This is a genomic window from Enterococcus sp. DIV1639a, assembly GCF_050530445.1.
Classification (GTDB): domain Bacteria; phylum Bacillota; class Bacilli; order Lactobacillales; family Enterococcaceae; genus Enterococcus_B; species Enterococcus_B hirae.
In genome coordinates this window covers 2,194,390-2,207,500 of sequence record NZ_CP172886.1, presented here as the reverse complement: position 1 = coordinate 2,207,500, position 13,111 = coordinate 2,194,390, and the positions used below count along the sequence as shown (strand labels likewise).

Genomic DNA, 13,111 nt, shown 5'->3' with positions numbered 1-13,111 from the left:
CTCAAAAACTTTTGAGAATAACAAAAAAGGGTTGTCGTGAGGGGGATTCAGTCGATTTGTTGTAACGATTAAAAGTGAGTCGTTGTATTTCAAACCACTTAAGGGTAGAATTAAAGATATATTTTTGATTGGAAGGATGATTGGATGAAAGCTATTACACCTGAAATGACGAAAAAATTTGCAAAAGGTTTTGAAGAAAACAACAAGCAACAAGCTCTACAAAGAGCGGTAGTAAAAAATGGGATCACCGCTTCTGCTGAAAATGTGGCTGCCCATGTGTCTAATACACCGGTTTTTTCAATTGATTTATCAACGGGAAAGGTTTCAAATCAGAAACAATCTGGTCGTTGCTGGATGTTTGCAGCATTAAATACTTTCCGACATAAATTGCTCAATCAATTCCATTTGAAAGAATTTGAATTATCACAAAACTATACATTTTTCTGGGACAAATATGAAAAAGCTAATTATTTTTATGAAAATATTATCGCAACAGGGAATGATGCCTTAGATAGCCGAAAAGTAGCCTTTTTATTAACAACCCCACAACAAGATGGCGGACAATGGGATATGATCGTTTCCCTCTTCCAGAAATATGGTGTAGTTCCTAAATCTGTTATGCCAGAAAGTGCAAATAGTTCAAATTCACGAGATTTAAATAATTACTTGAATAAATTGTTGCGTAAAGATGCGACGGTCTTACGTGAAATGATTGCCGGTGGTGAAACTGCTGAAGCGATTCAAGCAAAAAAAGAGGAAATGCTAGAAGGAATCTATCAATTTTTAGCCATCTCCTTAGGAACACCACCAAAAGAATTTGATTTTGAATACCGTGACGAAGAAAACAATTATCATATTGACCAACAGCTTACACCTCAACTCTTTTATGATAAATATATTGGCGTAAAACTAGATGATTACGTTAGCATCATCAATGCACCGACAAAAGACAAACCTTTTGATCGTTCTTACACTGTAGAAATGTTAGGTAATGTGGTTGGCGGGAAAGAAGTTCGTTATTTGAACGTAGATATGTCAACGTTTAAACAGTTGGCTGTTGCCCAACTGGAACAAGGAGAGTCTGTTTGGTTTGGTTGTGATGTCGGACAATCTTCAACTAGAGATAGTGGGGTCATGGCACTGGATGTTTACGACATGGATGACTTATTCGATGTAGATTTTACGATGACTAAAGCACAACGTTTAGATTATGGTGAAAGCTTAATGACCCACGCGATGGTATTGACGGGAGTCGATCTTGTTGATGGGAAATCAACGAAATGGAAAGTCGAAAATAGCTGGGGAGAAAAAGTCGGCAATAAAGGATTTTTTGTAATGAGTGACGATTGGATGAACGAATACACGTATCAAATCGTTGTTCGCAAAGATTTGTTGTCGAAAGAGCAACTCCAAGCCTTCAATGAAGAACCAATCGTTTTAGCTCCTTGGGATCCAATGGGCGCATTGGCTTAAAAAACTAATTCTACTCAAAGTATGAAGAAAATAGACGAATTGGTGTCTCAGATTACTGAAAAAGAAAGTAAATGAGGGATTGAAAGAAAGACGAGGTTAGTCTTCGAAATTAGTAGGATTGCTAATTTTGAAAGAAGCCTCTCTTTTTTTGTCTATAAATATGAGCAATGGACTTTTACTGTTGAACAAAGAGTTACTAGACTCATTTTCTTTGTTTTAGATTCTCTGTGATATAATGATAGCTAACAAATAGGTTGGAAAAGCATGTAAGGAGGAGTAGAGATGAATATTCAGTCGGTGTTAGCAGAAATCCAATTAGAAGGCAAAGTGATACCTATCACTGGTGGGGACGTTAATCAAACGTATCGAATTGAAGAGCAAAATAAATCATATTTCTTAAAGCTTCATCCTAATATTGGAAAGTCTTTTTTTGAAGCGGAAGTGGATGGGTTAAAAGAACTAGCTCCCTACGTTCGAGTACCTGAAACTTACATGCTGGGTGAACAAAAAGATGGTGCCTATCTTTTGATGGAATGGATCGAACCTGGCAAAGGAGATCAAAAAGATCTAGCCGTTTCTTTGGCGAATTTGCACAAGGTAACCGCTCCTCAATTTGGGTATCGAAAGGATAACTATTTAGGGACCGTTCCGCAATTCAATCATGTGGAAGAAGATTGGTGGCTTTTCTTCTTCAAAAATCGTCTAGAAAGTCAAATTGCTTTGGCACAAAAAAACAACCATTGGAATCAAAACCGCCAAGAAACATTTATTTCTTTTAAGCAATACGTGTTAGAAAACTTTAGTGATAAAAAGATTGTCCCTAGCCTCTTGCATGGCGACTTGTGGAGTGGTAATGTGTTCTTTGATCAGCAAGGAGAACCAGTCTTCGTTGATCCAGCCGTTTCTTACGGTGATCGTGAGCAGGACATAGCTATGAGCCAGCTATTTGGTGGGTTTCGTCCAGAGTTTTTACAAAGTTATCAAATGGTCTATCCTTTGGAAAAAAATTGGGAAAAACGATTGCCGATTTACCAGTTATATTATTTGTTAGCCCATCTAAATATGTTTGGGGAAAGTTATGGTTCACAAGTGGATCAATTATTAGCGAAAAGATAAGAGGAGGGTGTTTTTTTGGCAAAGAGATATACAAAAAAACATGAAGTTTCATATTATGAATGTGACATTAATCAGACCATGACATTTCCATCAATGTTAGGAATCGTGATCAAGACATCAGAAGATCAAAGTGATGCGCTTGATCGTGGCAGTAAATTTGTCAATAGTTTTGGACTGACTTGGGTCATTACCAATTATTCAATGACAATCACTCGTTTGCCTAAAGTAGGAGAGACGATTTCTATAACAACACAAGCCATGGAGTACAATAAATTCTTTTGTTATCGTAATTTTTGGATTCATGATGAAGAAGGTACAGAACTGGTAAAAATAGAATCAGTTTTTGTATTAATGGATTTTGTGAATCGGAAAATGAGTAGCGTCAATGAAGAAATTATTGCACCGTTTGAAAGCGAAAAAATCAAAAAAATCAAACGGCAAGAAAAAATAGAAAAGATCGAATCGGGCACGATGTTACCTTATCGCGTGCGTTTCTATGATATCGATAGTAACCAACATGTGAACAATGCCATGTATTTCAACTGGATTATTGATGTCTTAGGCTATGATTTCTTGACGACACATGTACCAGAAAAAGTTTTGATCCGTTTTGACAAAGAAGTGGAATATGGAAATGAAATTGAAAGTCATTATGAACAAGTAGAGATGGAACATGGTGTGAAAACAAGACATGAAATCAGAATGCAAGAACAACTCTATTGTGAAGCAAATATCACTTGGAAAAATAAATAAACTGCTAATAGCAAACGATGTTCCAATCGGAAAGAGGTTGTCGCAGAAGTGTCTAGCTCTGGGAAATAAGCAGGAACAACAAGGGAAAAAAGGGACTGAGACAAAAGTTGTCTCAGTCTCTTCTAGTATCTCTAAAAACGGATAAACGGTGTTCAAAGAGCTGACCTTCGGCGATAAGTCAAAAAATCTCAAAACATGGGAAGCTGTTTCGAGATTTCCATCCTTAACGCTCAGGTCAAAACACTCTTTTCACGACCTCTTGTTCACGGTGAGACAAAAGTAGCATCTTCGGAAATAAGCCGAAATTTACCAAAAATTTGAGAAGCAATTTTCGGAAATTCCTTCTTATTTCTTGATGCTGAACACTTTTGTCTCAACCTCTTTTTTGATTGATTGCCGAAGTGCTGAATAATAAAGAATTCTTTAGGTGTTCATACTTTTGGACATTCTAACATGGAAATAAGACTTTTGGATATCCAGTAATAGGTAAGGATCGATAACCTTCCATGATTGAAAAAAGAATGCGCAAAATTGGTTCAATTGCTAAACAAACACTGGATTTTTTTAGAACGGAATTTTAATGTCAGGAATTTTTGTATGTGATTTAGCTATAACTTATTGAGTAATAAACGAAATCAATGATTGATCTTTTAACCCGTGATTCAAGGCAATTAGTAGTTTGATGCGAGCTTTTTGGCTATTGATGCTATTACAAAAAATAATCCCCATGTTTGCTAGTTCTTTTCCGCCACCCTCGTAGTCATAAACAGGTTCTGCTATCCCATTAAAACACCGGGAAACTAAGACCACTGGGATTTTTTGTACTAATAATTTTTTCAAAGCTGTTACAGCTTGTGGTGGTAAATTGCCAGCTCCTAAAGCTTCGATCACTAGGCCATCTACTTTGGTATGGGCGATAGCTTCTAATAGATCACCTTGCATCCCCGCATAAGCCTTAACGATTGGGATCGTACCATTGACTGAAGTGATATCTAAGCGTGTAGTTTCTAGTAATTCTTGCATAAATAAGATCCGATGTTTTGTTACTAGACCAATTGGACCTAATGTGGGTGTACGAAAAGTGGCAACATTTGTCGTGTGGGTTTTGGTCACGTAACGCGCGGAGTGGATCTCATCGTTCATTACGACCAATACACCTTTTCCATTTGCTTCCTTACAACTAGCGACTCGAATAGCACTCTCGAAATTGTACAGCCCATCGCTCCCTAATTCGTTGCTGGATCGCATAGCGCCAGTTAGTACGATCGGCAGTTTATCTCCAATCGTCGTGTCTAAGAAAAAGGCGGTTTCTTCTAACGTATCTGTTCCATGAGTGATTACAACACCGTCAAACCCCAAATGATAGGCTTCATTAATCCGATTTTTTAAAATCAACATATGTTTAGGCATGATATGAGGTGAAGGAAGATTAAAGATATCTTCTATTACTAAATCAACATCTTCTGGAATTTCAATTTCAGCATCTAGCAAAGGATTCACAACATCAGGACTCACTCCACCAGTTAAAAGATTTTCTCTCATGGCAATCGTTCCGCCAGTGTGTAAAATTAGAATTTTTTTCATTTTTTTTCGGACTTCCTTACATATAATTTTGCATAGGCTTTAACGCTTATTGTATACTATATGAAAGAGTTTTGCTATCCGTGGCATTGAGCAATGAGTAGTAAATCTCACTATACATAGTTGATTTTTGGATGGAAAAGCAAAGGTGGCTTGAAATGATACGAATCGGATTAACCTCATTTAAAGAACATGATAAATTGACTGGAAAAAAGAATAACACACTTTATGAGTATGCTAGATATTTGCCATTAGTGGAGCTTGATACAGCTTACTATGGAATCCCAAGACGAACTTCGGTAGAAAAATGGGTGCAAGAGGTTCCAAATGATTTTCGTTTTGTTGTTAAGGCGTATCAAGGGATTAGTGGTCAAGGAGACTGGGAAAAATATTATCAAACAGAAGAAGAAATGATTGCTAAATTTCTGGAAGTAATGAAACCAATGAGTGATGCGAACAAGCTTTTTTGTTTTTTAGTCCAATTTCCAGCTTCCTTTAAATGCACCAAGGAAAGTGTACAATACCTACGTAAGCTTCGAAAATGGTTTGCTGGCTATCCGGTAGCAATCGAACTTCGGGACTTTTCGTGGTACAGTGAGGAATTCGTTGAGCGCACGAGAAGCTTCATGACTCGAGCAGAATTTTCTTTGGCAGTAATTGATGAACCACAGTTGTTAAACACAACAGTTCCTTTTGACCCATTCATCACGAATCCAGACTTTGCTCTTTTCAGGTTTCACGGAAGAAATGCTCAAGGTTGGCAGGCCAATGATAAAGATTGGCGTAAAAAAAGAACTCTTTATCGCTATTCTGAGCAGGAACTGAGAGAACTAGCAACTGCTATTGACTCTGTTAGCTCAAAAACGAAAGAAATCGGAGTTATCTTTAACAACAATTCTGGTGGAGATGCTGCAGAAAATGCGTTAGCTTTACAAAAAATATTAAAAATAAAACCGGAAGGCTTAAACCCACAACAAATGGATTTATTTTAGAGAGGGAGCGTTGAATGATCAAAGCAATTTTTTTTGATATTGATGGCACATTAGTCAACGACCGTTCAAAAGCACTTGCTTCGACTAAACGTGCGATTAGCTATGCTAGAAAAAATGGGATATTGTGTGGTGTAGCAACTGGGCGGAGTCCAGTTAAAATCAAAGAAGTGATTGATGAATTGGAATTAGATATGTATGTTGTCTATAATGGACAATTGGTATTTACTGCCGAACGAACGATTGTAGATCAACCATTTGATCAAGTCGTTTTAAGTAAGATCGTGGAATATGCTGATAAGAACCATCGCCAGATCATTTTTGGTGGAAGAGATCAACTAGCTGGTTCGACCACGATGCTATTAGGACAGTCGATTTTAATCAAACGTTTAGTTAGTTTATTACCAAAAAAATTTCCCGTTCGATTGATGAAAAAAGGACTGCAAATTTTTAGCCCACATCGGCAGAAAAAGCGATATGAAGCACTGGAGATTCTTGATGAGCCAATTTACCAATGTATTTTATTGAGTCAGGAATCAGAACAAGAAAAATTAGAAGAGCGGTTTCCGGAGTGCAGCTTTCAACGGTCCAATGCGTATACCGTTGATATCATTCCAAAAGGTGGCTCAAAGCTTTCAGGAATTGCAGCCTTTGCCAAAGACATGGGGATCGAAATGACCGAGATCATGGCATTTGGTGATCATTATAACGACATTGAGATGCTGGAAGGTGTCGGAATCGGGGTTGCTATGGGGAATGCTCAAAAAGAAGTTAAGCAAGCTGCTGATTATGTGACGGATACCAATGAAAAAGACGGAATTTATCAAGGACTGAAGCATTATGGTTTGATTTACTAAAACAGTTGATAGACTAGACTTCAGTAAAAATGTTAAGAGAAGTAAGAAAAGAAGGTAGAAAAAGATGTCTGAGAAAACACCCTTTCAACAAGTAGAAGAGTTTCATAAAATTTTTGACCCTCGTTCACCTGATGTACCGACTGCATTTTCGAAACAAGCAGCCATTTATCGTGCAGAATTTAAAATTGAAGAATTAGTCGAATTGATTGCGGCCAATTGTCAGGGAGATCAGGAACAATTACACGAAGGAGTAACAGCTCTTCACGAAGCATTAGAGAAAGCAGAACAAAAAATGTTGACTAAAAAAGAATGGGGACAAGCACCTTTGATCGAGCAAGTCGATGCTTTAACCGATCTTTTATATTTTACTTATGGTTCTTTTTCATTATTGGGTGTTGATCCTACGAAGATATTTGAGATCGTTCACCAAGCAAACATGGGGAAATTATTCCCAGATGGTAAACCACATTATCATCCGGTCACGAATAAGGTATTAAAACCTGATAACTGGGAAGAGCAGTGTGCCCCTGAACCTAAGATCGCCAAAGAAATTCAACGGCAAATCGCCCAAGCGACTCGAAAGAAACAGTCTTGAATGGACGAAACAAACCAAAATAAACCGGCGTTTCATACTGGTTATGCTATTTTCTAGGTAGGAATAAAAGATTTTCGATGAAGTTAGTGAATGCTTAAAAATTGTGTGTTATAATTTACAATAGATGTCTTTTGCACGGAAGACGTATTTATTGTTTTATGCACACAAATTATTTAACTAAGCATAAAAAATAGATGCATATTGAAAACGGAGGTACCTTAAATGGGAAATAATGTTATCATCGGAATCGTCATAGCAATCATTATAGTCGCCCTAGTCGTCTTTTTGGTTAGTTACTATATGAAGAAAAAAAACCAAGATCGATTGGACGCCTTGGAAAAGCGCAAGGAAGAATTATTCGACTTGCCTGTGATTGAAGAAGTCGATGATGTTAAAAAAATGCATCTGGTGGGGCAAAGCCAAAATACCTTTCGTGAATGGAGTCAAAAATGGAATGACATATCCACTTCCTCGTTTGCTGAGTTAGAAAGTCAAATTTTTGAAGTAGAAAATCTTAATGAGAGTTTCCGATTTTTAAAAGGTAAAAAAGCTGTGATCGAAGCAGAAAAAACCATGGACCAAATGGAAAAGAAAGTTTCTGAGATTCGTGATGGACTAAAAGAGTTACGTGAAACAGAAGAACGTAATTCACTAGCGGTTCAGCAAGCTTTGGATGTCTATGAAGAACTGAAAGAAACAATCAGAGAAGATGAGCAAGAATACGGTCCTGCGTTTCCTGAATTACAAAAGCAAGTCAAGATGATCGAAAATGAATTCACGCAATTTGTTGCATTGAATACTTCAGGTGATCCTGTTGAAGCTCGAGAAGTTTTGGATAAAGCAGAAAAACATACGTATGAAGTTGAAGCTTTGATGAAAAAAGTTCCGCCGCTATTTGAAGATTTGAACACTACTTTCCCAGAACAACTGGAAGAAATCCAGCAAACTTATGAAAAATTGATGCAGGAACAATATGTTTTCCCAGAAGAAGATCTTGTTGGTGAGATTGAAAAAGTAAGCCATCGTATTGAAAGTTCATTAGCAAATCTTGAAAAAACAGAAGTTGAAACGGTTGAATTCGAGAATCGTGAAACTGCTAGTATGATTGATTCGCTCTACGACATTCTAGAGCGGGAAATGGAAGCCCAAAATTATGTCACAACCAATCAAGCAACCATTGAACAATACATCAAACATGCCACAAAAAACAATCGTCAATTATTGATTGAGTTAGATCATACTGCTCAAAGTTATGCGTTGAATCATAATGAAATTGGTCGAGTACGCGGATTCCAAACAGAAGTGGAAGAAATCGAACGTCAAAACGAACAGATGAAACCACAAATCCAGCAACACTTGCTACCATATTCTGAAGTACGGACTTTCTATAAAAAAGTATTCAAAGTTTTAGAAGATATCGAAAACCAACAAGTTGAAATCGATGACTCACTACACGAGTTAAGAAAAGGTGAAAAAGAAGCGCAAGAAAAAATCGATACTTTCGAATTTAAATTGCGTAATTTGAAACGTTTTGTGGAACAACAACGTTTGCCTGGTCTACCAAATGATTATTTAGAATTTTTCTTTGTGGCAACTGATCGGATTGAAGAGCTAAGTATCGTGCTAAATAAAATCAGAGTCAATATGGAAGAAGTCAATCGCTTAGTTACGTTATGTGAAGAAGATTTAGACTTACTTGATAAGAAAACGCATGATTTAGTGGATGCTGCAGCACTGACAGAACAAATGCTACAGTATGCAAATCGTTATCGCCACACACATGAAGAAATCAGAGAAGCAATTGATAAAAGTTATTACTTATTCAATAAGGAACATCATTATCAAGAAGCTCTGGATGAGATCGGTACAGCACTCGAACGTGTTGAACCTGGTGCTTTCAAGCGAATTGAAGATTTTTATTTTAAGAATCCTGATTTAGTTTAATAAAACTAACTAAAAAGGCAACACTGGTCAATCCACCAAGTGTTGTCTTTTTGCGTGTTCAATTACACGAAACTTTCTGAAAAAACAACCTCCTCTTGAAAGCAATTGGGACAACCGTTATAATAGTAAAGAATTTCAAAAAAGAGGGGTTTCTTATGATATATTTTGATAATAGTGCGACAACCCCAATCTTTCCGCAAAGTTTAGATGCCTATATAAAGACAAGTCAGCGGATTATTGGGAATCCGTCAAGTTTGCATGATTTAGGCAATCAAGCAAACCGTTTGTTACAACAAGCTAGAAAACAAATTGCTGAGCTGATAACTGTTACTCCAGATGAAATTTATTTTACTTCTGGTGGGACAGAAGGCGATAATTGGGTACTTAAAGGGACGATGATTGAAAAACGTGAATATGGAAACCACATGATCATCTCTGGGATAGAACATCCTGCTGTAAGTGAAACAGCTGAACAACTTAAATCTCTAGGGGTAGAAGTTAGTATAGCGCCAGTAAATAATCAAGGATTTGTCATTGTTGATGAATTGAAGAAACTAATTCGTAAAGACACGGTATTGGTTTCAATCATGGCAGTCAATAACGAAATTGGATCAATCCAACCAATTTTAGAAATCAGTGAGTTGCTAAAAGAATACCCTAAAATCCATTTTCATGTGGATGCTGTGCAAGCAATCGGAAAAGTTTCTTTATCTGAATGGCTGACCGAAAGAGTTGATTTTGCGACGTTTTCAGCTCATAAATTTCATGGACCACGGGGTATAGGTTTTATTTATTGGAAGAAGGGACGACGTTTAGCACCGCTTCTTAATGGTGGTGGCCAAGAAAAAAATCAACGAAGTGGAACAGAAAATGTTCCTGCGATTGTCGCAATGGCGAAAGCCTTACGAATTGCACTGGATCGAAAACTTCAAAAGCCAGATCACACCAAACATTTAAAAGAGGCATTGATCAACGCTTTGAAAGCCTATGAAAAAGTGACTATTTTTTCAGAGGGAGAAGATTATGCACCACATATCTTATGTTTTTCACTCAAAGGGATTCGAGGAGAAGTCCTTGTTCATGCGTTAGAAGAAAAACAAATATTTATTTCTACAACTAGTGCTTGTTCTTCTCGTAAACACCTTGCAAGTAGCACGTTGCATGCCATGCATGTGCCTGATGATTTAGCTACGTCAGCTGTTCGCATTAGTTTAGATGAAAGTAATTCTATGGCAGAAGTAGAACAATTTATGATCATTTTTAAACAATTATATAAGAAATTTTCAACCATCAATTAATCAATAAGGAGTGTTTTTGTGAAATATAGTGAAATCATGGTCCGCTATGGTGAACTGTCAACAAAAGGAAAAAACCGTAAAAGTTTTATTATGCAACTTGCTCAAAATGTTCGTCAAGCATTGAGTGATTTTCCCGAAATCAAGATCCATGCTGATCGTGACCGGATGCACCTACTGTTAAATGGTGCTGATAGTGCATTAGTTATACCTAAATTGGCTAAAATTTTCGGTATCCAAAATTTCTCACCAAGTATTCGAATCGAAAAAGATGTTCAAAAGTTAAAAGATGCAGTTCAAGCTATCATGAAAGAAGTCTATACAGGAAAAGAAACCTTTAAAATTATTGCGAAACGTAGTGACCACGACTTTGAATTAACAAGTAATGAATTAAATCAAACGTTAGGAAATGCGGTGGTAGATATCTTCCCTGATATAGAAGCACAAATGCGCAAACCAGATATTCCACTACGGGTAGAAATCCGTCGAGATGCTGCTTACCTATCCTATGAAACGATTAAAGGAGCAGGCGGATTGCCAGTGGGAACGAGTGGTAAAGGCATGTTGATGTTGTCTGGTGGAATCGATTCACCTGTGGCTGGTTATTTTGCCATGAAGCGTGGTGTCGAAATTGAAGCGGTCCACTTTGCTAGTCCACCTTACACGAGTGAGCAAGCATTACAAAAAGCAAAAGATTTAACAGCAAAATTGACTCCTTATGTCGGTAAAATCGAGTTTATCGAGGTACCGTTTACTGAGATCCAAGAAGAAATCAAGAAAAACATTCCGCAAGGGTACTGGATGACGATTACTCGACGGATGATGCTGCGATTAACGGATGAGATCCGCCGATTACGCCATGGGTTGATTATCCTTAATGGGGAGTCTTTAGGACAAGTAGCTTCGCAGACCTTACAAAGCATGGTTGCTATCAATGAAGTAACGAATACGCCTATCATTCGTCCAGTTGCTACGATGGATAAATTAGAAATCATTGAAGTAGCTGAACAAATCGATACCTTTGAGCTTTCAGTCCAACCATTTGAAGATTGCTGTACGATTTTTGCCCCACCTCAACCAAAGACCCGACCACGACTTGATAAAGTTCATCAATACGAAGAACGTTTACCAATCGAAGAAATGATCGAACGAGCTCTTTCTGGTTTAAAAATGGAAACGATCCATACAGCTACCGAAGCTGAACAAGTAGAAGAATTTGCTGATTTGTTATAAGAGTCTTGAAATTATCGTGGAGCTTTGATAAGAATAAGAAAGTAGATTGAACCGTTTTTTTATGTTTAATAAAACAGACTTTAAAAACATTACTTTTTATTTGTTCTTACACTTATTTAAGAGTCTGGAGTCAATCCCAGACTCTTTTTTATGTTCCCTACTGTTGCTCTAAGAGAGGATAAATGATAAACTGACTATGTGAAGAAATTAACAAAGGAGTTTAAAGATGGGAGAAAAAATAGCGGTTTTACCAAAAGCAACAGCTAAAAGACTACCTTTATATTTACGTTATTTAAAAATGCTCAATGATTCAGGTGTGAAGCGGATTAAATCAAATGAATTTAGTCAAATCACCCAAGTACCTTCTGCGTCGATCCGTAGAGATTTTTCATATTTAGGGGAGTTGGGGCGCAGTGGCTATGGTTATGAAGTGTCTTATCTGATCGAAGTATTTGATCGGATCTTAAAGACGGAAGAGGAAAAACGAATTGCCTTAGTTGGGTATGGGAATCTAGGGAAAGCTTTAAAGCACAATAATTTTAGAAGAAATGAAAATTTGAATATCGTCTGTGTATTTGACAATGACCCTAAAATCGTCAACCAAGAAATCGATGGTCAATTCATTTATCCAATCGAACAGTTTGGCGAAATCGTCAAAAAAGAAAAAGTAACAGTTGCGATTTCAACGGTTCCAAGTAAACACTCCCAGTCAGCAATCGATGAAATTGTGAAAGGTGGCGTATCAGCGATCTTAAACTTTGCTCCTGACCGAGTGATCGTACCCAAACATGTGAATATTCAATACATTGATTTGACGACAGAATTGCAAACGCTTATATTTTTTAACGAAAAATATTCAGAAGTTTTTTTATGACAATCCATAGTTTTAGCGCTTAGAGCCAATGTTTCTAAGCGTTTTTTTATAACGCATGTTTATATCTATTTTTGTTTGTTTACAATCATAATACTGATATAATAGCTTTCAGTTCATTGTATCATCGTGTGCAGGGATTATAAAATAACTGGTTTTTTTGAAAGAAGAAACCTTTTTTTAGGAGTGAATGACAGTAATAAAGATGAATGCAATGGATAGAATCACTGTTGTAAGAAAAAAGTTAATCTGAAGGAGGCGGTTATGAAACAAGTTGGAGTAAAAAATACTAATGAAGTTTAAGATTTGATTGAATGTACATAAAAGGAACAATCCTTAATTCTTATGATTTAGGCTAGATATGAATGTCTAGCAAAACAGACAAGCCACGGATGCTATAACGA

11 protein-coding genes are annotated in these 13,111 nt (G+C 36.9%); 10 read left to right on the top strand and 1 reads right to left on the bottom strand.

Features of this window, described 5'->3' with window-relative positions:
- Positions 1 to 144: 144 nt before the first annotated feature.
- From IGJ32_RS10090 to IGJ32_RS10080, 3 genes are all read left to right on the top strand, one after another.
- On the top strand, positions 145 to 1,473 hold the full coding sequence (locus tag IGJ32_RS10090; protein WP_342081888.1) for an aminopeptidase C: 1,329 nt from the start codon (positions 145 to 147) through the stop codon (positions 1,471 to 1,473).
- 282 nt (positions 1,474 to 1,755) lie between these two features.
- The gene (locus IGJ32_RS10085) at positions 1,756 to 2,589 is read left to right on the top strand and encodes a fructosamine kinase family protein (RefSeq protein ID WP_207426785.1); all 834 of its coding nucleotides are present in this window, start codon (positions 1,756 to 1,758) and stop codon (positions 2,587 to 2,589) included.
- 15 nt (positions 2,590 to 2,604) lie between these two features.
- The gene (locus tag IGJ32_RS10080) at positions 2,605 to 3,342 is read left to right on the top strand and encodes an acyl-ACP thioesterase domain-containing protein (RefSeq protein ID WP_034698929.1); all 738 of its coding nucleotides are present in this window, start codon (positions 2,605 to 2,607) and stop codon (positions 3,340 to 3,342) included.
- Positions 3,343 to 3,957: 615 nt separating this feature from the next.
- On the opposite strand, the gene IGJ32_RS10075 is transcribed toward IGJ32_RS10080, so the two are convergent.
- Positions 3,958 to 4,926, bottom strand: coding sequence for an asparaginase (locus IGJ32_RS10075; RefSeq protein ID WP_010718737.1), 969 nt, complete (start codon positions 4,924 to 4,926; stop codon positions 3,958 to 3,960).
- A 155-nt stretch (positions 4,927 to 5,081) separates the two neighbouring features.
- Between IGJ32_RS10075 and IGJ32_RS10070 the strand changes: the two genes are divergently transcribed.
- The 7 genes from IGJ32_RS10070 (at position 5,082) to IGJ32_RS10040 (ending at position 12,710) form a co-directional block, all read left to right on the top strand.
- Positions 5,082 to 5,915: a DUF72 domain-containing protein gene (locus IGJ32_RS10070; protein ID WP_178285716.1), complete on the top strand. Its 834-nt coding sequence runs from the start codon at positions 5,082 to 5,084 to the stop codon at positions 5,913 to 5,915.
- A 14-nt stretch (positions 5,916 to 5,929) separates the two neighbouring features.
- Positions 5,930 to 6,769, top strand: a complete 840-nt coding sequence (locus tag IGJ32_RS10065; RefSeq protein ID WP_034698936.1) for a Cof-type HAD-IIB family hydrolase — start codon at positions 5,930 to 5,932, stop codon at positions 6,767 to 6,769.
- A gap of 64 nt (positions 6,770 to 6,833) precedes the next feature.
- Positions 6,834 to 7,364, top strand: coding sequence for a haloacid dehalogenase (locus IGJ32_RS10060; protein ID WP_034698938.1), 531 nt, complete (start codon positions 6,834 to 6,836; stop codon positions 7,362 to 7,364).
- Between the two features lie 222 nt (positions 7,365 to 7,586).
- Positions 7,587 to 9,308: a septation ring formation regulator EzrA gene (locus tag IGJ32_RS10055; protein WP_010718733.1), complete on the top strand. Its 1,722-nt coding sequence runs from the start codon at positions 7,587 to 7,589 to the stop codon at positions 9,306 to 9,308.
- A 155-nt stretch (positions 9,309 to 9,463) separates the two neighbouring features.
- Positions 9,464 to 10,606, top strand: coding sequence for a cysteine desulfurase family protein (locus IGJ32_RS10050; protein ID WP_010738070.1), 1,143 nt, complete (start codon positions 9,464 to 9,466; stop codon positions 10,604 to 10,606).
- Between the two features lie 18 nt (positions 10,607 to 10,624).
- Positions 10,625 to 11,836, top strand: a complete 1,212-nt coding sequence (gene thiI / locus IGJ32_RS10045) for a tRNA uracil 4-sulfurtransferase ThiI (protein ID WP_010718731.1) — start codon at positions 10,625 to 10,627, stop codon at positions 11,834 to 11,836.
- Positions 11,837 to 12,062: 226 nt separating this feature from the next.
- Complete coding sequence (locus tag IGJ32_RS10040) at positions 12,063 to 12,710, top strand: redox-sensing transcriptional repressor Rex (RefSeq protein ID WP_430610467.1); 648 nt, start codon at positions 12,063 to 12,065, stop codon at positions 12,708 to 12,710.
- Positions 12,711 to 13,111 lie beyond the last annotated feature (401 nt).

Bases quoted from the DNA above. Each gene is read 5' to 3' on its own strand.
- IGJ32_RS10090 (WP_342081888.1), top strand. From the start codon at position 145: ATGAAAGCTATTACACCTGAAATGACGAAAAAATTTGCAAAAGGTTTT.
- IGJ32_RS10085 (WP_207426785.1), top strand. From the start codon at position 1,756: ATGAATATTCAGTCGGTGTTAGCAGAAATCCAATTAGAAGGCAAAGTG.
- IGJ32_RS10075 (WP_010718737.1), bottom strand. From the start codon at position 4,926: ATGAAAAAAATTCTAATTTTACACACTGGCGGAACGATTGCCATGAGA.
- IGJ32_RS10070 (WP_178285716.1), top strand. From the start codon at position 5,082: ATGATACGAATCGGATTAACCTCATTTAAAGAACATGATAAATTGACT.
- IGJ32_RS10065 (WP_034698936.1), top strand. From the start codon at position 5,930: ATGATCAAAGCAATTTTTTTTGATATTGATGGCACATTAGTCAACGAC.
- IGJ32_RS10060 (WP_034698938.1), top strand. From the start codon at position 6,834: ATGTCTGAGAAAACACCCTTTCAACAAGTAGAAGAGTTTCATAAAATT.
- IGJ32_RS10055 (WP_010718733.1), top strand. From the start codon at position 7,587: ATGGGAAATAATGTTATCATCGGAATCGTCATAGCAATCATTATAGTC.
- IGJ32_RS10050 (WP_010738070.1), top strand. From the start codon at position 9,464: ATGATATATTTTGATAATAGTGCGACAACCCCAATCTTTCCGCAAAGT.
- IGJ32_RS10040 (WP_430610467.1), top strand. From the start codon at position 12,063: ATGGGAGAAAAAATAGCGGTTTTACCAAAAGCAACAGCTAAAAGACTA.